General features: G+C 69.5%; 21 protein-coding genes. 9 read left to right on the top strand and 12 right to left on the bottom strand.

Annotated elements, in window-relative coordinates; genetic code table 11:
* Window position 1: 1 nt before the first annotated feature.
* Both brxL and J2S59_RS17165 read left to right on the top strand, forming a co-directional pair.
* Entirely contained in the window at window positions 2–2,173 is a 2,172-nt protein-coding gene (brxL, locus tag J2S59_RS17170) for a BREX system Lon protease-like protein BrxL (RefSeq protein WP_306825330.1), read from the top strand.
* A 145-nt stretch (window positions 2,174–2,318) separates the two neighbouring features.
* Window positions 2,319–3,122 carry a restriction endonuclease gene (locus tag J2S59_RS17165; protein ID WP_220138485.1) on the top strand — a complete coding sequence of 268 codons (804 nt, stop codon included), beginning with the start codon at window positions 2,319–2,321 and terminating at the stop codon, window positions 3,120–3,122.
* A 129-nt stretch (window positions 3,123–3,251) separates the two neighbouring features.
* Here the strand turns inward: J2S59_RS17165 and J2S59_RS17160 are convergent, their stop codons facing one another.
* The gene (locus tag J2S59_RS17160) at window positions 3,252–4,439 is read right to left on the bottom strand and encodes a site-specific integrase (protein WP_068121768.1); all 1,188 of its coding nucleotides are present in this window, start codon (window positions 4,437–4,439) and stop codon (window positions 3,252–3,254) included.
* A 105-nt stretch (window positions 4,440–4,544) separates the two neighbouring features.
* Window positions 4,545–4,820, bottom strand: a complete 276-nt coding sequence (locus J2S59_RS17155) for a helix-turn-helix transcriptional regulator (protein ID WP_082807513.1) — start codon at window positions 4,818–4,820, stop codon at window positions 4,545–4,547.
* Between the two features lie 47 nt (window positions 4,821–4,867).
* Between J2S59_RS17155 and J2S59_RS17150 the strand changes: the two genes are divergently transcribed.
* Window positions 4,868–5,182: a hypothetical protein gene (locus J2S59_RS17150; protein ID WP_155993199.1), complete on the top strand. Its 315-nt coding sequence runs from the start codon at window positions 4,868–4,870 to the stop codon at window positions 5,180–5,182.
* Window positions 5,183–5,200: 18 nt separating this feature from the next.
* Here J2S59_RS17150 and glnA read toward each other — a convergent pair whose 3' ends face one another.
* Entirely contained in the window at window positions 5,201–6,622 is a 1,422-nt protein-coding gene (gene glnA, locus J2S59_RS17145) for a type I glutamate--ammonia ligase (protein WP_068121771.1), read from the bottom strand.
* A 222-nt stretch (window positions 6,623–6,844) separates the two neighbouring features.
* Here glnA and J2S59_RS17140 point away from each other — a divergent pair, with 222 nt between their 5' ends.
* On the top strand, window positions 6,845–7,270 hold the full coding sequence (locus tag J2S59_RS17140; RefSeq protein ID WP_306825329.1) for an RDD family protein: 426 nt from the start codon (window positions 6,845–6,847) through the stop codon (window positions 7,268–7,270).
* Window positions 7,271–7,295: 25 nt separating this feature from the next.
* Here the strand turns inward: J2S59_RS17140 and J2S59_RS17135 are convergent, their stop codons facing one another.
* Window positions 7,296–8,018, bottom strand: coding sequence for a DUF4191 domain-containing protein (locus J2S59_RS17135; RefSeq protein ID WP_068125005.1), 723 nt, complete (start codon window positions 8,016–8,018; stop codon window positions 7,296–7,298).
* A gap of 533 nt (window positions 8,019–8,551) precedes the next feature.
* Between J2S59_RS17135 and J2S59_RS17130 the strand changes: the two genes are divergently transcribed.
* The gene (locus J2S59_RS17130) at window positions 8,552–9,268 is read left to right on the top strand and encodes a putative endonuclease domain-containing protein (RefSeq protein ID WP_181642653.1); all 717 of its coding nucleotides are present in this window, start codon (window positions 8,552–8,554) and stop codon (window positions 9,266–9,268) included.
* Here the strand turns inward: J2S59_RS17130 and lipA are convergent.
* The 4 genes from lipA to lipB all read right to left on the bottom strand — a co-directional run bounded on the left by lipA (window position 9,186) and on the right by lipB (window position 12,910).
* Window positions 9,186–10,115, bottom strand: a complete 930-nt coding sequence (gene lipA, locus J2S59_RS17125; RefSeq protein WP_068125008.1) for a lipoyl synthase — start codon at window positions 10,113–10,115, stop codon at window positions 9,186–9,188. The genes J2S59_RS17130 and lipA overlap by 83 nt on opposite strands.
* A gap of 33 nt (window positions 10,116–10,148) precedes the next feature.
* Window positions 10,149–11,114 carry a hypothetical protein gene (locus J2S59_RS17120; RefSeq protein WP_068125002.1) on the bottom strand — a complete coding sequence of 322 codons (966 nt, stop codon included), beginning with the start codon at window positions 11,112–11,114 and terminating at the stop codon, window positions 10,149–10,151.
* Window positions 11,111–12,061 carry an ABC transporter ATP-binding protein gene (locus J2S59_RS17115; RefSeq protein WP_068125000.1) on the bottom strand — a complete coding sequence of 317 codons (951 nt, stop codon included), beginning with the start codon at window positions 12,059–12,061 and terminating at the stop codon, window positions 11,111–11,113. Before J2S59_RS17115 ends, J2S59_RS17120 begins: the two co-directional genes overlap by 4 nt.
* A 117-nt stretch (window positions 12,062–12,178) precedes the next feature.
* Window positions 12,179–12,910 carry a lipoyl(octanoyl) transferase LipB gene (lipB, locus tag J2S59_RS17110; protein ID WP_068124999.1) on the bottom strand — a complete coding sequence of 244 codons (732 nt, stop codon included), beginning with the start codon at window positions 12,908–12,910 and terminating at the stop codon, window positions 12,179–12,181.
* Between the two features lie 65 nt (window positions 12,911–12,975).
* Here lipB and J2S59_RS17105 point away from each other — a divergent pair, with 65 nt between their 5' ends.
* Window positions 12,976–13,683, top strand: a complete 708-nt coding sequence (locus tag J2S59_RS17105; RefSeq protein WP_068124997.1) for a hypothetical protein — start codon at window positions 12,976–12,978, stop codon at window positions 13,681–13,683.
* Here the strand turns inward: J2S59_RS17105 and J2S59_RS17100 are convergent.
* The 3 genes from J2S59_RS17100 to lpdA are packed head-to-tail and all read right to left on the bottom strand — an operon-like array spanning window position 13,658 to window position 17,930.
* Window positions 13,658–14,551, bottom strand: coding sequence for a TIGR01777 family oxidoreductase (locus J2S59_RS17100; RefSeq protein ID WP_068124996.1), 894 nt, complete (start codon window positions 14,549–14,551; stop codon window positions 13,658–13,660). The genes J2S59_RS17105 and J2S59_RS17100 overlap by 26 nt on opposite strands.
* A gap of 45 nt (window positions 14,552–14,596) precedes the next feature.
* Complete coding sequence (gene sucB, locus J2S59_RS17095) at window positions 14,597–16,501, bottom strand: 2-oxoglutarate dehydrogenase, E2 component, dihydrolipoamide succinyltransferase (protein ID WP_306825328.1); 1,905 nt, start codon at window positions 16,499–16,501, stop codon at window positions 14,597–14,599.
* Between the two features lie 46 nt (window positions 16,502–16,547).
* A complete protein-coding gene (lpdA, locus tag J2S59_RS17090; RefSeq protein WP_181642651.1) occupies window positions 16,548–17,930 on the bottom strand; it encodes a dihydrolipoyl dehydrogenase in 1,383 nt (460 codons plus the stop codon).
* A 110-nt stretch (window positions 17,931–18,040) separates the two neighbouring features.
* On the opposite strand from lpdA, the gene J2S59_RS17085 reads away from it, so the two are divergent.
* Complete coding sequence (locus J2S59_RS17085; protein ID WP_068124992.1) at window positions 18,041–18,388, top strand: hypothetical protein; 348 nt, start codon at window positions 18,041–18,043, stop codon at window positions 18,386–18,388.
* 11 nt (window positions 18,389–18,399) lie between these two features.
* On the opposite strand, the gene J2S59_RS17080 is transcribed toward J2S59_RS17085, so the two are convergent.
* On the bottom strand, window positions 18,400–19,890 hold the full coding sequence (locus J2S59_RS17080; protein ID WP_306825327.1) for a leucyl aminopeptidase: 1,491 nt from the start codon (window positions 19,888–19,890) through the stop codon (window positions 18,400–18,402).
* 105 nt (window positions 19,891–19,995) lie between these two features.
* Here J2S59_RS17080 and gcvT point away from each other — a divergent pair, with 105 nt between their 5' ends.
* Window positions 19,996–21,132 carry a glycine cleavage system aminomethyltransferase GcvT gene (gene gcvT / locus J2S59_RS17075; protein ID WP_068123744.1) on the top strand — a complete coding sequence of 379 codons (1,137 nt, stop codon included), beginning with the start codon at window positions 19,996–19,998 and terminating at the stop codon, window positions 21,130–21,132.
* Between the two features lie 30 nt (window positions 21,133–21,162).
* Window positions 21,163–21,414, top strand: a complete 252-nt coding sequence (locus J2S59_RS17070) for a hypothetical protein (protein WP_068123740.1) — start codon at window positions 21,163–21,165, stop codon at window positions 21,412–21,414.
* The last annotated feature ends 1 nt before the right edge of the window (window position 21,415 follow it).

The following is a 21,415-nucleotide window of genomic DNA, read 5'->3' as shown; positions in this document are numbered from 1 at the left end:
CATGACTGAAGAGACCGATCTCGACGTGATCGCCGCCGACCTCCTCCTCGACGGCACCATCGAGGGGCAGACGGAAGATCAGACCCCCGAGCAGACGGCGCTCGACAAGAAGATCAACCAGCACTTTGCCGGCCTCGTGGTCCGCAAGGACCTCGTCAAGGCCGTCAAGGGCAACGCGATCGTGCCCTCCTACGTCCTGGAGTACCTCCTTGGCCAGTACGCAGCCTCGGACGACGAAGCCACCATCCAGGCTGGCATCGACTCGGTGCGCAAGATCCTCGCCGACCACTACGTCCAACGGAACCAGTCCGAGCTGGTGAAGTCGACGATCAAGGAACGCGGGCGCTACAAGATCATCGACAAGGTCTCTGTCTCTCTCAACGACAAGGACGATCGGTACGAGGCAGAGTTCTCGAACCTCGGCATCAAGGGAGTAGTCGTGGAGTCGGCCACGATCAACGCTCACCCCAAGCTCCTCGTCGGCGGCGTCTGGTGCATCTGCGACATCGACTACTTCCATTTCGACGACGCCCGCGTCGTGCCCTGGCAACTCGGCTCGCTGAAGCCGATTCAGCTCTCGAACTTCGACTTCGACAGCTACACCACCTCGCGCCGTGAGTTCACCACCGACGAGTGGATCGACCTGCTGATCCAGTCGATCGGTTTCAACCCTGCCCTGTTCGGACGTCGCGCCAAGCTCATCCAGCTCGTTCGCCTGATCCCGTTCGTCGAGCGCAACTACAACCTCGTCGAGCTCGGCCCCAAGGGCACCGGCAAGTCACACATCTTCTCGGAGTTCTCACCCCACGGCATGCTGATCTCCGGGGGAGAGGTAACCGTCCCCAAGCTCTTCGTGAACAACTCCAACGGTCGCATCGGCTTGGTCGGATACTGGGACGTCGTCGCATTCGACGAGTTCGCAGGCAGGAAGAAGCGCACCGACAAGGCGCTCGTCGACATCATGAAGAACTACATGGCGAACAAGTCGTTCTCGCGCGGTGTGGAGACGCTCGGCGCAGAAGCGTCGATGGTCTTCGTCGGCAACACGTCCCATAATGTGCCGTACATGCTGAAGCACTCCGACCTGTTCGACGAGTTGCCCGAGAGCTATCACGACGCGGCGTACCTCGACCGCCTCCACCACTTCATCCCGGGCTGGGAAGTCGACACCATCCGCGGAGAGATGTTCTCCGAGGGCTACGGCTTCGTCGTCGACTACATTGCCGAAGTCCTCAAGTCGATGCGCAACGCGGACTACTCCGACCGCTACCAGCAGCACTTCACGCTGGGTTCGGACATCTCGACCCGCGACCGGGACGGCATCCACAAGACCTTTTCCGGACTGATGAAGATCCTCTACCCCCACGGGGAAGCGACCCAGGAGGAGATCGAGGAGACCCTGCGGTTCGCCATCGAGGGCCGCAAGCGCGTCAAGGACCAGATCCTCCGAATCGACGCCACCATGGCCGAGGTCAAGTTCGGCTACCTCGACAACGACGGCGGCTGGCACCCTGTCACCACCCTCGAAGAAGACGAGTACCCCACGCACTATCACCGCACCCGCCACGCCGAGGGCGCCGACGCCACCGACTCAACCGGCGAGGAGGGGAGCGGCGCCACCGCCAGCGCGGCCGACGGGGTTGCGGGCACGCCCGTTAAGCCGGAGCTGTACGCCGGGCACCGCGAATACCAGGAGAACCAGCGCGGCGTCTCCTATGCCACCATGCTGATCCCGTATCTGCGGGGGGCTACCGAGATCACCCTCACCGACCCCTACATCCGCCAGTTCCACCAGGCGCGCAATCTGATGGAGTTCGTGGAAGCGCTAGCCGCGGTCAAGGACCCGGCCGACGAGGTCGAGCTCAAGCTCATAACCACCGAGTCCTCCGACGGCCCCGAGAAGGTCCAGAAGCAACTGGAGTTCCTGCTACGCGTCAAGCAGGCCGCAGCCGTCGCGGGCATCACCCTCGACGTCGAGCTCAGCGACACCATCCACGACCGGTCGATCCGCGCCAACTCCGGCTGGCGCATCAATCTCGGCCGCGGCCTCGATATCTTCCAATTCGTCTCTAACGACACCTTCGACATCGCCGCCAAGATTCAGCAGTACCGTCAAGTCAAGGCCTTCGGCATTACCTACATCAAGGAGCCGACGACCCAGCCGATCGACTAACTCCTCCTGGGTGCGCATGATCGGCTGGCTTCACGCGCACCAGTGTGGCCGCGGCGGCTCCCGTCTCATTCGATCTCACGCAACTGGCACGGACGGGAGTTGATGAGACGGGAGTAGCCGGCCGCTGGCGTCCTAGTGTGGGCGCATGACCGACGACGGGCTCTCCTCGGCTGACGACCTTCTCCCAGAGGACCCAGCTGAGATGCTTTTGGGCGCGGTCGGCTTCGACGCACTCAGCCCGACCGACTTCGAAGAGTTCTGCTTCGACCTGATGTCAGAGACGGGTTTCGTGAACGTCGACTGGCGGAAGGGGACGCCCAAGGAATCCTCGCCGGCCGATCGCGGGCGCGACATCGTGGCTCAGCTCGAACGCCGCGACGTTGACGGGCACCAGTATCACGAGACGTGGTTCGTCGACTGCAAGCACTACACACGTGGAGTGCCGCCCGAAGCGTTACAAGGGACGATCGCATGGGCCACGGCCGAGCGGCCGGACACGGTGCTGTTTGTTGCCTCAGGATTCTTCACCAACGGAGCGAAGGACTGGATCTCGAGCTTCAACCAGACGAGGCCGGCGTTCCGCGTGAGAACGTGGGAAATGCCGCAACTGCGGAGGCTGCTGGCTGACCGGATGGATCTCGCGTTCAGGCATCAGGTTGAGACGTCTGCGCTGCGTCGTGTCTCCGAAATCATGGCGGTCGAACACGAGCTGTTCGATCGGCTCTGGTACGGGCGCTCGGAGGCTTCGATTGGTGACGAGCGCCCCGAGGGCTATTCGGCGGAGATCTGGGCGACAGCACAGGCGGCCGCCCGCCGAATTGAGGAACAGTACGGAGTCGACCTGCTCCGCAAGGACACCGAGACTCAGTTCGACTGGGGGATGCTCTCCGGGAAGATCTCTGCGATCCGCTGGGTTCTCGGGGCCGAATGGGACTTCCTCGACAGCTAGTGACGGCGTTCGACCGTGCCAAGACCTCCTAGCGTTAGACATCGAGAGGGCCCATTCCCGCAGACCATGAGCGGGTCGACCTCGGTCGCTGCGGTAGTCAGTCAACTTGCGTTGCTGGACAGGCGCCCGCTAGCCCCGAGAGGGTTGCTCGAGTTCTGTGTCAGCCTCTTTGCCCGCGTGGCGCCCGGCTGCAAAGGCCGCATCCACTGCTGCACGGGTTCGCTCCGTGCTGCTGGGCATGAGATGGGTGTAGGTGCGCAAGGTGAACCCGGGGTCGCTGTGGCCGAGGTATTCGGACACGGCGCGAATCGATTCGCCGGCGTCTAGCAGCACGGAGGCGTACCAGTGGCGTAGAGCGTGCATGCCGTTGTCACGCGATTGCTCGATGCCCACATGGGCTTGGCCGGGCTTCCAGAGCCGTGTGTTGAAGTAGTTGCGGTTGAGGGCAGAACGCTCGCGTGTGGTGAGTATGAGCCCTGCGCTCGACTTCTTGTCCGCCTGGGGCGTTCCCCACGGAAGCGTGATGCTCCGTCGCGGGTAGGTAGCGAGGTGGTTGCTGAGTTCCGTCGCGACGCTCTCGGGCAAGGGGACGGTTCGGGTCTTGTCGCCCTTCGGCAGGCCAAAGACCAGGCGGTTGCCTCCGAACACCTTGACTTGCCGCCTGACCTCCACAACTCCGCGGAGGAAGTCGACATCCTCGACCGCGAGCCCAAATACCTCGCCTTGGCGTAGTCCCAACCCCGATCCCAACGTGACTGCGATCCTGTACTGCGGCGGAAGCGCGTCGTGCATGGAGGAGACCCACGCGGTCGGCCAAGGCACCACCTTGCGGCGCGACGTTGCGGGCCTTGTCACTGAACTCGCTTTGCACGGATTCTTGGCAATCATGTCGTCGTCGACCGCAGCCGAGAAGATGGCAGACACGTTAGAGAAGATGACGCGCCGGTAGGTCTCGGCCATCTCCATCGACCGTAGGAGCTTCTGGATGGTCGACGGCTTGATCTGTCGCAGCTCGAGGTGTCCTAGCGTCGGGAACACATGGAGCCTGAGTCGCAATTCGGTCGCCTCGTAGGTCAGCGGACTGAAGGTCCGACTGTCGAGCCACTCCTCGGCATAGGCGCGAAATGAGATCCTGCCTGCGTCGACATCAAGGTAGGTTCCACGAAGTTTGTCCGCCTCGACCGTGTTGCGGAACGCAACCGCCTCGGCCTTGCGTCGGAAGGTCTTACGACGCTGCCGCCCCTCGGGATCTCGGTAGTTGACGACATAGCGAGGGCTGCCGTCGTCGGATGGTCTCCCAGAGCTAATGCTTGCCATGGCAGCCCTCGGCAGCGTCGGACCGGGTGACCAAACATGCTGATGAGCATCTGCTCGCTGGTGGCGATGGAGTCGATTCCGGGTCAGGCTGATGGCCTATCGGGATCACTGATTCTCCTCGAGTCGCACCGTCCAATTGATCACGGTTGCTGCCCGCCAGCGCAGGTGCTTGCCGACACGGAAGCCGGCCGGGCCGTAACCTGTCGTCCGCCAGGAGTAGATGGTCTGCTTTGTCACGCCAAGGTAGGAAGCGACATCGTCGATGTCCCACAGTTCTTGGGCCTCGACCAGCCTGGGTGCCCGGCTTCCGCGGTCTCCCCGCCGCCGCGGCCCAAAGATTCCCGGTTCCATAGCCGGCACGTTCGAGTTCGTTGCCATCATCCAGCCCCTCCTCGCGGCGTTGACGGACAGTTGGTCTACGGGCACCTATGTCCGACGGCGGCATGGGAGCGATCACGTCGGCGGAAACGATGTGGCAGCAAGATGACTCGGGCATCGCGGCGGTGGTTGCCCAACTGTGCGATGCCAGGCTGGTGGCTCGGGCAACCGACCCGTGCCGCGACCTACCCGAAGAGTCCCCTGAGGACCGTGTGGCAGGAGATGGCGCTACCCAAATTTGTACCGGATTTGTAACAGACGAGCGGCTACCAACAGCAAACGCCGCCGAACGACCAAAAGGTCGCTCGGCGGCGTTTGTGCAGGTCAGCGGCTGTTCTTTGCGGTCGTTCGGCGTTGCTGAATGACCGCAGCCGGAGGCCCGGTTAGATGTCGTAGTACAGCTCGAACTCGTGCGGGTGGGGCCGCTGCTGCACCGGGAGGATCTCCGCGCTGCGCTTGTAGTCGATCCAGGTCTCGATCAGGTCGGAGGTGAAGACGTTCCCGGCCGTCAGGTAGTCCTGGTCGGCCTCGAGCGCGAGGAGGGCGGCGTCGAGCGAGGTGGGGACCTGCTCGATCTCGGCCATCTCGTCCGGCGGCAGCTCGTAGATGTCCTTGTCGATCGGGTCGGCCGGCTCGATCTGGTTCTGGATGCCGTCGAGGCCGGCGAGCATGAGTGCGGAGAACGCGAGGTACGGGTTGGCCGACGGGTCGGGGAACCGGGTCTCGATGCGCTTGGCCTTGGGGTTGGCGCCCGTGATCGGGATCCGCACCGAGGCCGAGCGGTTGCGCGAGGAGTAGACCAGCGAGATCGGCGCCTCGAAGCCCGGCACGAGCCGGTGGTAGGAGTTCACCGTCGGGTTGGTGAACGCCAGGAGCGAGGGCGCGTGGCGCAGCACGCCGCCGATGTACCAACGGGCCATGTCGGACAGCCCGGCGTACCCGGACTCGTCGTAGAACAGCGGGTCCCCGCCCTTCCAGAACGACTGGTGCACGTGCATGCCGGAACCGTTGTCGCCGAAGATCGGCTTAGGCATGAAGGTCACGGACTTGCCTGCCGCCCAGGCGGTGTTCTTGATGAGGTACTTGAACTTCATCATGTCGTCGGCGGCGCGCAGCAGCGTGTCGAACTTGTAGTTGATCTCCGCCTGGCCGGCCGTGCCGACCTCGTGGTGCGCCCGCTCCACGTGCAGGCCGACGCCCTCGAGGTTCTTCACCATGTCGGCGCGCAGGTCGCTGTAGTGGTCGTAGGGCTCGACGGGGAAGTAGCCGCCCTTGAGCCGGGTCTTGTAGCCGCGGTTGTCGCCGTCGTCCTTGCCGGAGTTCCACCAGCCCTCGACGGAGTCGATGTAGTAGTAGCCCTCGTTGACGCCGGTGGAGTAGCGGACGCTGTCGAAGATGTAGAACTCCGCCTCGGCACCGAAGTACGCCGTGTCAGCGACGCCCGTGCTCTCGAGGTAGGCCAGCGCCTTGCGCGCGATGTTGCGCGGGTCGCGCGAGTAGGCCTCACCGGTGATCGGGTCGTGGATGAAGAAGTTGACGTTCAGCGTCTTGGACTTGCGGAACGGGTCGAGGTACGCCGTCGTCGGGTCGGGGAACAGCGACATGTCGGACTCGTTGATCGCCTGGAACCCGCGGATCGACGAGCCGTCGAAGCCGAGACCGTCCTCGAAGACCGACTGGTCGAACGAGGACGCCGGCACCGTGAAGTGCTGCATCACGCCGGGCAGGTCACAGAAGCGGACATCGATCATCTCGACGCCCTCGTCCTTGATGTACTTCAACAGCTCGTCGGAGTTGGCGAACATTCATCCTCCTTGTCGCCAGCGGCGACGGGGTGGGCCGGACTCCACGGAGACCGACGTCAGGGGCTCGGGTCGAGAGAGTCGCGCTGCGCTGCGCCGACCCCCTCTCCACGCTCGGTCCGAAACGTAAGCGCCACGCGTTTCTCGACCGTATCCCCATTGTTTCCAGCGTGTTACACCTGTCCCGGTGACGGAACGGGTCACATCCGCCGCTAGCGTTGCGACGTGTCCGCCCACCAGCCATCCTCGCCGTACCCCGGAGCACGCCTGGGGTTCCCGCAGTCGGGACCCGGCAGCGTCGCGAGCTGGACCCGCCGGCTCGCGGCGCTCGTGATCGACTGGATCGCGAGCACCCTGGTCATCATCGCCGTGATCGGCGCCGACCGGTGGAGCGAGACCAACGCGAGCGGGTGGACCCTGCTCGTCTTCTGGCTGCAGGCCAGCATCTTCACCGCGACGATGGGCGGTTCGTTCGGCCAGGTCGTCTTGCGCATCCGGGTGATGCGCCTCGACGGCCGTCGACTCGACATCGCCCGCGCGCTGCTGCGCTCGCTGCTGATCTGTGTCGTGATTCCGCCACTGGTCTTCAACGCCGACCAGCGCGGGCTGCACGACCTCGCGGCGGACGCCGTACCGGTCAACCTGCGCTGACCGCGGATCCGGGGAGCAGCTCGGGTCAGCGACCGCGCATGTTCTGCTGGCGGGCGCCGCGCAGGTTGGTCGGGACCGGACCCTTCGGCAGGGGGATGTTGGACCGGTTGGCGTCGAGCGCGCGCAGCCGCCCGAGCACCTCGGTCATCTGCGGACCCTTGATGTTGCGGCCGAGCTTGCGCACGTGCTTGACGAGCTTGGGGAGCGGCACGGTGCCCTCGGGGCCGTCCTTGGGACCGACGATGACCTCGTGGATGGGGGTCTCGGAGACCACCCGCTCGTGCTTCTTGCGCTCGTTGGCGAGCAGCGCCCGGAGTCGGTTCTGGTTGCCCTCGCCGACCAGGACGATGCCGGGCGGGCCGACGACGCGGTGCACGACGTCCTGCTGACGGTTGAACGCCACGGCCGGGTCGGTCTTCCACCCACGGCGCAGCATCGTCAGCGCGGCTGCGGCTGCGCCGGGCTGACCCTCCATCTGGGCGAACACCGCCCGCTGGGCGCGGCGGCCGAAGACGATCGTGACGGCGAGCACGCCGGCCAACAGCGCCGACAGGACCACGAACGGCCACCACGCGCTGAGCAGCAGCATCGGCACGGCACCGACCGCGGCGCCGATGACCAGCCACATCAGCAGGATCAACCCGATCTTCGGGTCCGACCGCTTCGTGAGCTGGTAGGTCTCGCGCATCTGACCGAAGCGCTTCTTCTTCTGCTTCGGCGGCTTGGGTGCCTTCTCGGACTTCGCCATCGGGGTGCCGGGTTCCTCTCGTACGACGGACGACCCAGTCTCTCACGCCCCGGCCCGCCAGGTTCGGGGCAGTAGCTGCAGAGATCACCCGCGATCTCCTGCAGGAAGCGCCCCGAAGTCGCGGGGCTGCTCGTCGTCCCCAGCCCTGTGCCCGGATGGCTCCCTCCACAGCCAGCAAGCGGAGCGCCGCGCCCATCTGGAAGTCCACGGAGTGTCTGCGCATGGACGAGGTCAGGCTCGGCGCTTGCCGGGCGGTCGGGTGGGTTCGGGTGACCCGCGGCGCGTACCGCCGCGACATCGCTGTGCGCGGCGACCAACCCGAGGAGGAAGGGGTCCGCCGGGCGCGACTTCGCGCCGAACGAATCAGTGAGCTGCGGGCCTGGCAGGCGGTGCTTCCACCGGAGGCGTCGTTCACGCATCTCACCGCAGCGTGGCTTCACGGATGGTGGACACCTGCCACGGAGGGCATCCCGGTCTTCGCGGTGACGTCCCGCGGCCCACGGGTCCGCCGGAGCGGGATCAGGGTCTCCCGATTGGACGAGGCGCCGGCGTACGACGTCATCGACGGTCTGCGGGTGGCGGATCCGGGCGAAGTCGTGCTCGGTTGCGCTCGTGACCTCGGCCTTCTCGACCTGGTCCCGCTGCTCGACAGTGCCGCGCGGTCGGGCGTCGACCTGGACGCGCTTCGCACGACTGCCGGGAGTGGTCGGCACGGCGGCGCCGCGCTGCGCAGGGCCTTGACCCTGGCGGACCCGCGCGCGGAGTCACCGTGGGAGACCGTGCTGCGCCTGCAGCACCAGACGTTCGAGGTCGAGGTGGTCCCGCAACTCGTCGTCGAAGACGCGCGCGGCTTCGTCGCCCGCGGCGACCTGTGGATCGCCGGGACCCGCACGCTGCAGGAGTACGACGGCGCCGTGCACCGGACCCGAGCGCAGCAGCGTGAGGACCTGCGTCGTCAACGACGGTTGAACGAAGCGGGTTGGACGCGCAACGGCTACACGTCGGTGGATGTGGTGGCCCGTCCGCATCTGGTGTTGCGTGATGCCGACCGCGTGCTCGGGCGCCCGTACGAACGCACCAGGATCGATGCGTGGCGCGCGCTGTTGCGAGGCTCGAGTCTGACCGCTCCCGGTCAGGTACGGCTGCTGAAGCGCTGGCGAACCCGCCTCAGACTGTGGCGCGGGCCTCCATCGCCTGCTGGTAGAGCCGGCCGGCGCGGTAGGACGAGCGCACCAACGGCCCGCTCATGACCCCGGCGAAGCCGATCTCGTCGGCCTCCTCCTTGAGCTCGACGAACTCCTGCGGCTTCACCCAGCGCTCGACGGGGTGGTGGCGCAGCGAGGGGCGGAGGTACTGGGTGATCGTGATCAGCTCACACCCCGCGTCGTGCAGGTCCTGCAGCGCCTGCGAGATCTCCTCGCGGGTCTCGCCCATGCCCAGGATGAGGTTGGACTTCGTCACCAGCCCGAACGCCCGGGCCTGGGTGAGCACGTCGAGCGAGCGCTCGTAGCGGAAGGCCGGCCGGATCCGCTTGAAGATCCGCGGCACGGTCTCGACGTTGTGGGCGAGCACCTCGGGGCGGGACTCGAAGACCTCGCGCAGCAGGTCGGGGTCACCGTTGAAGTCGGGGATGAGGTTCTCGACGCCGGTGTCCGGGTTGAGCTCGTGGATGGCGCGGACCGTCTCGGCGTAGAGCCAGGCGCCACCGTCGGGGAGGTCGTCGCGGGCGACACCGGTGATCGTTGCGTAGCGCAGCTCCATCTTCTGCACGCTCTCGGCGACGCGGCGCGGCTCGTCGCGGTCGAGGGGCTGCGGCTTGCCGGTGTCGATCTGGCAGAAGTCGCAGCGACGGGTGCACTGGTCACCCCCGATGAGGAAGGTCGCCTCGCGGTCCTCCCAGCACTCGAAGATGTTGGGACAACCGGCCTCCTGGCAGACGGTGTGAAGTCCCTCGCCCTTCACCAGGTTCATGAGCTCGTTGTATTGCGGGCCCATCTTGGCGCGGGTCTTGATCCACTCCGGCTTGCGCTCGATCGGGGTCTCCGCGTTGCGCGCTTCGAGTCGGAGCAGCTTGCGTCCTTCAGGTGCGACGGTCACGAGCCCCACTGTACGTGCGACGTGGCTGGTCGCTCAGGGGACGTCGCGGTGGCGGAAGGACCACACGGACAGAAGCACGGCCAGGGCGAGGAAGCAGGCGAGGTACGTCGCTCCGTGCGCCGCGCCGACGGTCAGGAACCCGCAGTTGCCGCTGTCCGGGGCGCAGGGCAACGACTGGTCGTACACCTCGACGCCGTCCTGCAGCACGGCGAACACGTTGGACGAGGGGCTGAACCGCATGCGCCCCTCGATCGGGAGCAGGCTGGTGAGGATCTCGCCCGCCACGGCGACCACGAAGACGACCGCGACGGTGCCCGTGGTGCTGCGAAACAGCATGCTCAGCGCGTAGCCGCCCAGGCCTGCCGCGGCGGAGAGCGCGACCGCGCGCAGCACGTCGCCACGGATCAGCTCCGTCGTGCCGGGGGCGACCGTGACGTCGCGCGCGGAGGCCACGGCGAAGTAGAAGCCCCACAGAGCCGCCAGCGCCACCAGGGTCAGCAGGGCGACGCCGAGGACCACGGCCAGTGCCTTGGCGAGCCAGACGCGGACCCGACGAGACTCGAACAGCAGCTGGTTCGACATCGAACCCGACGACCAGTCGGCCCCGGCGAACGTCGCGCCGACCATGATCGCGATGCCGGCGAGCACGGTGGCCGCTCCGATCCCGGACCCCTGCCGTTCCTGGCCAAGGTCCAGCGGGGTGCGGTGCAGGAACCACTCCGGCTGGGGGACGACGACGCCCTCGCAGTCGTCTGCGGGGACACCCCAGTCGCCGGGGTTCTCCCGGCATGCCTCGAGCTCGTCTTGGACGTAGGGCTGCTCGGCCTCCGCCATGGCTGTCTGCTCGGCCTCGCGCAGCTCGCGGTCGGTGACGCCGCGCGTGTTCCAGGCGGTCGCGCCCGCGACGACGACAGTGATGACGAGGCCGGTGAGCAGCAGCAGCGCGATGGCGCGCCGGCTGCGGAACCGGGTGAGCTCGACGCCCAGGAGCCTGGTCATGCGTCCTCCCGAGGGTCGGCGCCCGGCCCGGTGCCGTGGGTGAGGTCGAGGAAGAACGACTCGAGATCAGCCGTCTGCCGGCTGAGCTCGTGGACCCACATCTCGTGGCCGGCGAGCAGTCGGGTGATCCTGGCGGGGTCGTCGGTGGGCGTCGCCAGCTCGACCAGCAGTCCCTCACCCTCCCGGCGTACGCCGAAGCCTGCCGCGGCCAGGACCTCGGCGGCCCGTGCCGGGTCGGTGACGCCGACGCGGACGCTCGCGGCGCTGCCGGCGAGGAGGTCGGCGACGCGGCCGGAGGCGAGCAACCGGCCACGGCCGATGATGGAGACCGAGTCGCAGACCTGCTGGACCTCGGCGAGGATATGGGAGCTGATGAGGACGGTGACGCCGTCGTTGCCGAGGTCGCGGATCATGTCCCGGATGTCGCGGATGCCGGCCGGGTCGAGCCCGTTGGTCGGCTCGTCGAGGATGAGCAGCTCGGGGTCGCGCAGGAGGGTCGCGGCGATGGCCAGTCGCTGCTTCATGCCCAGCGAGTAGCCGCCGAAGCGCTCGTGCTCGCGCCCGCGGAGCCCCACGCGCTCGATGGCCGCGTCCACCTGGCGCGAGGAGACACCGGCGGTGCGGGCGAGCAGCTGCAGGTTGCGCCGGCCGGTGAAGGTCGGCGTGAACTTCGGGTTCTCCACCACGGCGCCGACGCGCTGCAGCACCTGCGGCAGCCGGTCGGGGACGGTCTCGCCGAACAGCGCCATCTGGCCGCGCGTGGCCCGCGAGAGGCCGAGCAGCATCCGGATGGTCGTGGTCTTGCCCGACCCGTTGGGGCCGAGGAAGCCGTGGACACCGCCGCGAGGCACCGCCAGGTCGAGTGCGTCGACGGCGACCACGTGCCGTCCGCGCCGGGTGCGGAACTCCTTGCGCAGACCGCGGGTCTCGATGACCGTGCTCGCCACGGGCTCACCTCTCGTTCAGGACCCGGGTCGTCGACGTCCCGGTGAGGACGAGAGGAATCCTGCACCCACGCGGACCACCCGCCGCGGAGGTGGCGCGGCGCGTCGGCGGCGAGCGCCTCAGCTGCCGGGGGAGAGGACCGTGATCCGGGGACCCGCTGCGCGTGCCGGGTCCGGCCGTGGCTCGTAGTCGGGGGTCGCGTCGTACGCCTCCCACGCCAACAGCTCGCGCAGGTGCGGCACGACGGCCTCGATCGCCTCGGGGACGCCGACGGTGCGGCCGAGCTCGACGCTCAGCGACGTGACCCCGGCGTCGTCGATCCCGCAGGGGACGAAGGTGTCGTACCACGACAGGTCGACGTCGCAGTTGAGCGAGAACCCGTGCATCGTCACCCCGCGGCTGACCCGGATCCCGATCGCGGCGATCTTGCGCTCGGGGCGCGGCCCGTCGGCCCGCAGCCACACCCCGGAACGGCCGGGGACGCGGGCCGTCTCCACGCCGAGGTCGCGGCAGGCACGGATCAGTGCCTCCTCGACGCGGCGGACGTAGTCGACGACCAATACGTGGTGGGGCAGCCGCACGATCGGGTAGCCGACCAGCTGGCCAGGACCGTGGAAGGTGATCTTCCCGCCGCGGTCGACGTCGATGACCTCGGCGCCGGCCGGCCGCTCGTGCGGCTCGGTGCGCTTGCCGGCGGTGTAGACCGGCGGGTGCTCGAGCAGTAGCAGCCGCCCCGGCTCGTCGTCCGCGCCGGCGACCGTCGCGTGCACCGAGCGCTGCAGGTCCCAGGCCGCGCGGTAGTCGACCGCCTCGGGCCCGATGCCGACCGTGTCCACCTCGAGCGTGCTCACGCACGCGAGCCTACGCCTGTGGATGAGTGCCGACGCCCCGCGGGCTGCTGAGCCACAGTGGAGCGATGACCCGCACGCGTCACGCCCCGGGCCGGCACGCCGTCGTCCGTGGCACGCGCGTGGCCGGGTGGAATCGCACCGGTCTGACGCTGCTCGTGGTCGCGCTCGGCGCAGGTCTCGTGCTTGCCCTCTCCCGCCCCGGCGCGCCCGAACCCGCGGATCTCGCGCCGGCTCCGGCGGGGGCTCCCTCGGCGGCGCCGGTCACTGCGCCGGTCACTGCGCCGGTCACTGCGCCGGTGACGGCGCCGGTGACCGCGCCGCCCCCGCACGACCCGTTGACCGACCCCGCGGCACCCGCCCGTGCGGTCCTGCGGGCGTGGGACGCCGAGCGCGCCTTGGCCTACGCGACCGGCCGGCCCGGTGCTCTGCGCGGGTTGTATGTCCCCGGCTCGCCCGTGGGCGGCGCCGACCTGCGCATGCTGCGCGCCTACGCGGCGCGAGGACTGGCGGTGCGCGGCGCCCGGATGCAGCTGGGCGAGATCACCGAGCTGGCCCGGCGCGGGGACCGGCTGCGGGTCGCGGTGGTCGAGCGCCTCGGACCGGCGTACGCCGTGGGTGGTGACGGTCGTCGGATGGCACTCCCGCGCGACAGCTGGCGGTCCCGCGTGCTCGTCCTGCGCTTCGACGACCGCTGGCGGGTCGTGTCCGCGCGGTCCGCCAAGGACGAGGACGTGGACGAGCGGGGCGTCAGTCCTGCAGCGCCGCGCGGATGATCGCGTCGACCCCGGGGTGGTGGAAGGTGAACCCCTCGTCCTGCAGCTTCGCCGGCACCGTGCGCAGCGAGCCGAGCAGCTCGGGGGCCAGGGGACCGGCGGCGAGCCGGATCAGCGGCCCGGGCACGGGGATGACGGTCGGGCGACCGAGCGCCTTGCCGAGCGCGCGGGTGAACTCCGCGTTGGTCGGGGGCTCGGGCGCGACCATGTTGTAAGGGCCGCTGCTGGCGTCGTTGGTGGCGAGGAATACGGTCGCGCGAACCCAGTCCTCCAGGGAGGAGATGGGGAAGTACTGCTGGCCGCCGCCGAGCCGTCCTGCCAGGCCCGACTTGAACAACAGCAGCAGCGGTGCCATCGCGCCGCCGCTGCGGTGCAGGACCGGTCCGGTGCGCAGGATGCACACCCGTGCGCCGGCGTCGGAGGCCGGAAGTGTCGCGTCCTGCCACTCGCGGGTGACGTCGGTGAGGATGCTGCCGGGCGCCGTGGCGGCGTCCTCGGTGAGGATCTCGTCACCCCGGTCGCCGTAGTAGGCCGTGCCGTTCTGGGCCAGGAACGCCGGCTTGCGCCCGCTGGCGGCGATCGCCTCGGCGAGCACCGCCGTCGTCCGCACCCGGCTCTCGCGCAGATCGCGGCGGTAGGTGCCGGAGTGCGGGTTGCCCATCAGGGGACGACCCGCGAGGTTGACCACGACGTCGGCCTGCTCCACCTGGGCGGCGTCGAGCCGGCCGGCGTACGGGTCCCACGCGGACTCGCCCGGGCCCTTGGCCTCGCCGCGCACCAGGCGGACCACGTCGTGGCCGGCCCCGGTCAGGTGCTCGCGCAGCGCGGTGCCGAGAAAGCCGGAGGACCCTGCGATCAGGAAGCGCATGGCCTCACTGTCGCAGGGTCCTCCAAGTGGTCCTTCAGCCGTGGGTCAGATCTCGAACTGTCCCGACTCCAGGCGCTGCTTGACCTCGGTCAGGAACCGGCCGGCGTCCGCACCGTCGATGAGGCGGTGGTCGTAGGTCAGTGCCAGGTAGACCATGTGGCGCACCGCGATCGTCTCCCCGAGGTTGGGGTCGTCGATGACGACCGGGCGCTTCACGACGGCACCGGGGCCGAGGATCGCGACCTGCGGGGTGTTGATGATCGGGGTGTCCCACAGCGCGCCGACGCTGCCGAGGTTGGTGATCGTGAAGGTGCCGCCCGACAGCTCGTCAGGACCGATCTTGTTGGTCCGCGTGCGCGCCGCGATGTCGGCGATCTTCTTGGCCAGCCCGGAGATCGACAGGTCACCGGCGTCCTTGATCACCGGCGTGATCAGGCCCTTCTCGGTGTCGACGGCCAGCGAGAGGTGCTCGCGGTCGTAGAAGGTGACCTCGCCGGCCTCGGTGTCGATCGTCGCGTTGAGCGCCGGGTGCTGCTTGAGCGCGTCGATCGCGGCCTTGGCGAAGAACGGCAGGTAGCTGAGCTTCACGCCCTCGCGAGCGAGGAACTCCTCCTTCTGGGCCTCCCGCATCCGGGCGATGTTGGTGACGTCGACCTCGACCACCTGGGTGAGCTGCGCGGTGGTCTGGAGCGACTCGACCATGCGCGAGGCGATGATCTTGCGCAGCCGCGACAGCTTCTCGGTCTTGCCGCGCAGGGGCGACGGCGTGCTGCTGGGCGCCGACGCCGCGGGCGCGGAGCTCGCAGCCGGAGCCTGCTGCGCCGGGGCGCTGGCCTGCTCCTTCTTCTCGGCCGCCGCGTCGAGCACGTCCTGCTTGCGGATCCGGCCACCGACACCGGTGCCCTCGATGGTGCTGAGGTCGACGTCGTGCTCGGCCGCCATCTTGCGCACCAGCGGGGTGACGTACGCCGTCGCGTCGCTGCGGTCGCCGCTCTGCTCCTGCTTCGGCGCCTCTTGCTTGGGGGCCTCTTGCTTGGGGGCCTCTTGCTTGGGAGCCTCCTGCTTGGGAGCCTCCGACTTCTCCCGCTCCGGCGTCTCGTCGCCAGGGGGCAGCTCGCCGGACTCGTCCTCGATCTGCTCCTCCTGCTCCGCCTTCTTCTCGGACTGCTGCTCGTCGGCGGGCTGCGCCTCGGGGGTGGCCGCCTTCTCGGAGGAGTCGTCGGCCCCGCCGGAGCCACCCGAGCTTGCGGACTTGTCACCGATGATGGCCAGCTCGGCGCCGACCTCGACGGTCTCGTCCTCCTCGGCCTTGATCTCGAGCAGGGTGCCGGCGACCGGGGAGGGGATCTCGGTGTCGACCTTGTCGGTGGAGACCTCGAGCAACGGCTCGTCGACGGCGACCTCGTCACCGACCTGCTTGAGCCAGCGGGTGACGGTGCCCTCGGTGACGGACTCGCCGAGCGCGGGAAGCGTGACCGGCGTACCGGAGCCACCCCCACCGCTGCTGTCGCCGCCGGCGCTCTCGCCGCTGCCGTGGGCGCTCGGACCGGAGTCGTCGGACTCCGCGCCGGCGTCGGGGTCGGTCTCGGGCGCGGTGCCCTCGTCCTCGGACTGCTCGGGGGCGGTCTCGACGCTCTCGTCGGCGGCCTCGTCGTCGCCCCCGGACGAGTCCTCGGCGGACTCGTCTTCGCCGCCGTCGCCACCCCCTTCGCTGGAGTCGCCGATGATGGCGAGCTCGGCGCCGACCTCGACGGTCTCGTCCTCCTCGGCCTTGATCTCGAGCAGGGTGCCGGCGACCGGGGAGGGGATCTCGGTGTCGACCTTGTCGGTGGAGACCTCGAGCAACGGCTCGTCGACGGCGACCTCGTCACCGACCTGCTTGAGCCAGCGGGTGACGGTGCCTTCGGTGACGGACTCGCCGAGTGCGGGAAGCGTGACGGGGGTGGCCAATGCAGTTCCTTCGGTCGGTGCTGGCGGTTGTGTTGGTTCTACTCGGTCAGGCGTGGGCGTGCAACGGGCTGCCGGCCAGGGCGAGGTGGGCCTCGCCGAGTGCCTCGCCCTGGGTCGGGTGAGCGTGCAGGAGGGGAGCGACGTCGGCGGGATGAGCCTCCCACCCGACGATGAGCTGGGCCTCGGCGACCATCTCGCCGACGCGTGCGCCGACCAGGTGGATGCCGACGACCGGCCCGTCGGTCCGGCGGACGAGCTTCACGAATCCCTGCGTCTGCAGGATCTGGCTCTTGCCGTTGCCGCCGAGGTCGTACGTCAGGACCTCGACCGCGTCGCCGTACCGCTCGCGGGCAGTGGCCTCGGTGATCCCGACCGAGGCGACCTCGGGGTCGCAGTAGGTGACCCGCGGGACGGTCTCGTCGGCGATCGGGCGCGGCTCGAGACCGGCGATCTCCTCGGCGACGAAGATGCCCTGGGCGAACCCACGGTGGGCCAGCTGCAGCCCGGGCACGATGTCGCCCACGGCGAAGACGCCCTCGACCGACGTACGGCAGCGCTCGTCGGTGACGACGAAGCCGCGGTCGAGCTCGATGCCGTGCTCCGCGAACCCGAGACCTTCGGTGACCGGTCCGCGGCCGACGGCGACGAGCACGACCTCGGCCTCGAGGACCTGGTCGTCGTCGAGCGTGAGGCGTACGCCGGAGGCGGTGCGCTCGGCGGCGCTGAACCCGACACCGGTGCGCGCGGTGATGCCGCGCTTGCGGAACGCTCGCTCCAGCGCGCGGGAGGACGCCTCGTCCTCGCCGGGCACGAGCCGGGGGAGCGCCTCGACGATCGTGACCTCGGCGCCGAACGAGCGCCACACGGAGGCGAACTCGCAGCCGATGACGCCGCCGCCGACCACGACGACCGAGGCGGGCACGCGGTACAGCCGCAGGGCGTGGTCGGAGGTGAGGACCCGCTCGCCGTCGACGTCGAGACCGGGGAGCGTGCGGGGGGTCGAGCCCGTCGCGAGGACGAGGTGGCGCCCGGTGAGCCGGCGCCCGGCGACCTCGACGGTGCGCTGGTCGACCAGCCGCCCCTCGCCCTCGACGACGGTGATGCCGCGGCCTCGGACGAGCCCGGTGAGGCCCTTGTGGAGGCGGGTGACCACGCCGTCCTTGTAGGCGTGCAGGGCGGGGACGTCGATGCCGTCGAACGTCGCCGTCACGCCGACCTTGGCGCTGTCGCGCGCGGCGTCGGCGACCTCCGCGGCGTGGAGCAGGGCCTTGGTGGGGATGCAGCCGACGTGGAGGCACGTGCCGCCGAGCTTGTCCTTCTCGACGAGGGCGACGCTCAAGCCCAGCTGGGAGGCGCGCAGCGCGCAGGAGTAGCCACCACTCCCGGCCCCGAGGATCACGACGTCGAACGCGTCCGCGCTGTTGTCCACGTCACCCTCCTTCCCCACGCAGCCATCTTCGCACTCCCTCGACCGATGTTCTCATCGGGTCCGCAGGCGTGGGGGAGCCGCGCGTACCGCCGTACGGCACACTGGGAGCCATGGGACTTCTCGACCGGTTTCGCCGTCGCGAGGGCGCCGTACGCCGCACGGGTGACGGCCCGACGACGGTCCGCACCGCCGGCAGCGCCGACACCGAGCACCTGCGCGAGTGGGCGACCCAGCGGCGTGGCGTCGAGGGGTTCGTCGAGCCCCGCACGGCCGTCAGCGACGTGACGCTGCTGCTCGTCGCCCACGACGGCGAGTGGACCCGTCGCCGGGTCCCGTCGGTGCAGTGGGCGCACGAGTTCGCCAACAAGCTCGGCATCCCGTCGTACGACGCCGCCGTGGTCGGGATCCCGCAGCGCATGCGGGACTACAACCGACGACGCAAGGAGAGCGGCCTGTAGGCCGCCCATCCCTAGACGAGACTGCGCGCCAGCTCGACCAGCGTCGCGACGGAGTGGCCGGTGCCGCCCGTGGGGATGTGGCCGTAGGGCTTCTTCTCGTTGTACGCCGGACCCGCGATGTCGAGGTGGGCCCAGCGCTGGCCCGCGGCGAACTCCTGCAAGAACGCGGCCGCATAGAGCGTCCCGCCCCACCGCTCGGCGTTGTGCTGCGCGAGGTCGGCGACCAAGCTGTTGCCCCGCACCTTCTCGGTCATCTCCGCCGGGATCGGCAGTGGCCAGACCCGCTCGCCGGCCCGCTGGGCTGCGGCCTCGAGGTCGCTCAGGAGCTCCTCGTCGTTGCCCATCAGCCCGGCGATCCGGTCACCCAGCGCGACGATGCATGCGCCGGTCAGCGTCGCGACGTCCACGATCAGGTCCGGCTTGCTCTCCGCGACCTTGACGAGCGCATCGGCCAGGATCAGCCGGCCCTCCGCGTCGGTGTTGAGCACCTCGACGGTCTTGCCGCCATACATCTTCAGCACATCGCCGGGTCGCGTGGCGCGGCCGGAGATCATGTTCTCGGCCATCGGCGCCAGCGTGGTCACCTTGATGGGCAGGCCGAGCTCGGCGATCGCGATGGTCGCGGCGACGACCGAGGCCGCACCCGCCATGTCCATCTTCATCGTCGCCATCGACCCGCCGGGCTTGATCGACAGACCCCCCGAGTCGTACGTGATGCCCTTGCCGACCAGCGCCAGGTGGGCCTTCGCCCCGCGGGGGCTGTAGGTCAGCTCGACCAGCCGCGGCGGGCTGTCGGAGCCGCGTCCCACGCCGAGGATGCCGCCGTAGCCGCCGGCCTCGAGCGTCTTCTCGTCCAGGACGGTGAGCTTCAGCTTCGTTTTGGAGTCCTTGACCGCCGCACCGACCGCGTCGGCGAAGGCCGGGGGAGTCAGGTCACCGGGAGGCGTGTTGACCCAGTCGCGCACCAGCGAGACCGCCCGCAGGACCGGATCGACGGCCTCGACGGTCTCGGCGACGGCCTTGGTCTTCGCGGCGTCGCTGAGGACGATGACCTCGGACGCGGTCTCGGCGTCCGGCGCCGACTTGTAGCGCGTGTAGGCGTAGCTGCCCAGGCGGTAGCCCTCCAGCACCGCGCGCACGTGCTCGGCGTCGGCGGCTGGCAGCGCGAGCGCCACCGAGCTGACGTTGCTCATCACCCGCGCCGCTGCGCCCGCCGCGGCCCGGACCGTCGCGGTGTCGACGCGCTCGGCCGAGCCGAGGCCGACGAGGACGAGCAGGGGGCTCTTGAGGGTGCCGCCGGTGGACACCTTGAGGACCTCACCGGTCTTGCCCCGCGCGCCCAGCGTGGCCAGCAGCGGCCCGAACGACTTGCCGTACGCGCTGGCGACCGCCTCACCGCCGGGGGCGACCCGGGGGGTGCCGGCGTCGTCCACGAGACCGACGACGACCACGTCGGCGCGGATCTTCTCGGGGCTGGCCTTGCGAACGATGTAGCTGGTCACGGGGCTTCTCGACTCCTCGGGCGTCGGACGACGCGTCGGCGGGCGGGCACTGCTGAGCACTCTACGCACCGGTGTCCGGGGCCTCACGAGGACTACCGTTGCGCCATGGCCACCTCCTCCACGCCTGCTGGGCAGTCCGACCTGCACCGCTCCCCGCTGCACGAACGGCACGCTGCGCTGGGCGCGAAGACGGCTCCGTTCGGCGGGTGGGAGATGCCACTGGAGTACGCAGGCGGCATCGTGGCCGAGCACAAGGCGGTCCGGGCGGCGGCAGGGATCTTCGACGTCAGCCACCTCGGCAAGGTCGTCGTACGCGGTCCGGGCGCGGCGGCGTACGTCAACGCGACGCTGACCAACGACCTCGAGCGGATCGGCCCCGGCCAGGCGCAGTACACGTTGTGCTGCGACGACGCGACCGGCGGCGTGGTCGACGACCTGATCGTCTACCTCGTCTCCGACCAGGAACTGCTGCTGGTGCCCAACGCCGCCAATACCGCCGAGGTCGTACGCCGCCTGGCTGCCGCCGCACCCGACGGGGTCGAGGTGCTCGACCAGCACCACGACCACGCGGTGCTGGCCGTGCAGGGACCGGCCGCCGACGCCGTGCTCGTCGACGCCGGGATGCCGACCGGCCACGACTACATGAGCTTCACCCACACCCGCATCAGCGTCGGCGATGAGGACGTCGGCGTGGTCGTCTGCCGCACCGGCTACACCGGCGAGCGCGGCTACGAGCTGCTCGCACCAGCCGGCGCTGCGGTCGCGCTGTGGGACCTGCTGCTCGCCGCGGGCGAGGACCACGCGATGGTGCCGTGCGGGCTCGGTGCGCGCGACACGCTGCGCACCGAGATGGGCTACCCGCTCCACGGCCAGGACATCGGACCCGACGTCACCCCCGTCCAGGGCCGCATCGGCTGGGCGGTGGGCTGGCGCAAGCCGGCGTTCTGGGGTCGCGAGGTCCTGCTCGCGGAGAAGGAGCGCGGCCCCGAGCGGGTGCTGCGCGGGATCCGCGCCGTCGGCCGGGGCATCCCGCGCCCGGGCATGGCCGTGCGCGACGCCGAGGGCCGCGAGGCGGGCACGGTGACGTCGGGGACGTTCTCACCGAGCCTGCGTGCCGGGGTCGGGCTGGCCCTCCTGGCGGCGTCGGTCGCCGAGGGCGACGAGGTCAGCGTCGACGTCCGCGGTCGCGCGGAGGCGTTCTCGGTCCAGCGGCCGCCGTTCGTCGACGCCGCGCCGCGCTGACTGCGGACGCTGACCTCGTAGGCTCGGCCCATGACGAACCTCCCCGACCCCGGCCTGACCCCGCCCCCCAGCCGCGCCGCCGCCGACGCGTGGCACTGGCAGCTGGAGGACGCCCAGGGGGCGGTGGTCGAGGGTCCGGCGGGTGGCGCGTTCCCGTCGCAGGGCGACGCCGAGACCTGGCTGGGCGAGAGCTGGCGCGAGCTGCGCGAGAGCGGGGTCAGCGCCGTACGCCTCTTCGAGGGCGACCGGGAGGTCTACGGCCCGATGGCCCTCGACGCCTGAT

This window comes from Nocardioides massiliensis, from assembly GCF_030811215.1.
GTDB classification, from domain to species: Bacteria; Actinomycetota; Actinomycetes; order Propionibacteriales; family Nocardioidaceae; genus Nocardioides_A; species Nocardioides_A massiliensis.
The sequence above is the reverse complement of the archived record's forward strand: the minus strand, read 5'-3'. Positions and strand labels throughout refer to the sequence as shown.

What these genes read in the sequence shown, in the direction of transcription:
- brxL (WP_306825330.1), top strand. Translation starts at nt 2, where the DNA reads ATGACTGAAGAGACCGATCTCGACGTGATCGCCGCCGACCTCCTCCTC.
- J2S59_RS17165 (WP_220138485.1), top strand. Translation starts at nt 2,319, where the DNA reads ATGACCGACGACGGGCTCTCCTCGGCTGACGACCTTCTCCCAGAGGAC.
- J2S59_RS17160 (WP_068121768.1), bottom strand. Translation starts at nt 4,439, where the DNA reads ATGGCAAGCATTAGCTCTGGGAGACCATCCGACGACGGCAGCCCTCGC.
- J2S59_RS17155 (WP_082807513.1), bottom strand. Translation starts at nt 4,820, where the DNA reads ATGATGGCAACGAACTCGAACGTGCCGGCTATGGAACCGGGAATCTTT.
- J2S59_RS17150 (WP_155993199.1), top strand. Translation starts at nt 4,868, where the DNA reads ATGTCCGACGGCGGCATGGGAGCGATCACGTCGGCGGAAACGATGTGG.
- glnA (WP_068121771.1), bottom strand. Translation starts at nt 6,622, where the DNA reads ATGTTCGCCAACTCCGACGAGCTGTTGAAGTACATCAAGGACGAGGGC.
- J2S59_RS17135 (WP_068125005.1), bottom strand. Translation starts at nt 8,018, where the DNA reads ATGGCGAAGTCCGAGAAGGCACCCAAGCCGCCGAAGCAGAAGAAGAAG.
- J2S59_RS17120 (WP_068125002.1), bottom strand. Translation starts at nt 11,114, where the DNA reads ATGACCAGGCTCCTGGGCGTCGAGCTCACCCGGTTCCGCAGCCGGCGC.
- J2S59_RS17105 (WP_068124997.1), top strand. Translation starts at nt 12,976, where the DNA reads ATGACCCGCACGCGTCACGCCCCGGGCCGGCACGCCGTCGTCCGTGGC.
- J2S59_RS17100 (WP_068124996.1), bottom strand. Translation starts at nt 14,551, where the DNA reads ATGCGCTTCCTGATCGCAGGGTCCTCCGGCTTTCTCGGCACCGCGCTG.
- J2S59_RS17085 (WP_068124992.1), top strand. Translation starts at nt 18,041, where the DNA reads ATGGGACTTCTCGACCGGTTTCGCCGTCGCGAGGGCGCCGTACGCCGC.
- gcvT (WP_068123744.1), top strand. Translation starts at nt 19,996, where the DNA reads ATGGCCACCTCCTCCACGCCTGCTGGGCAGTCCGACCTGCACCGCTCC.
- J2S59_RS17070 (WP_068123740.1), top strand. Translation starts at nt 21,163, where the DNA reads ATGACGAACCTCCCCGACCCCGGCCTGACCCCGCCCCCCAGCCGCGCC.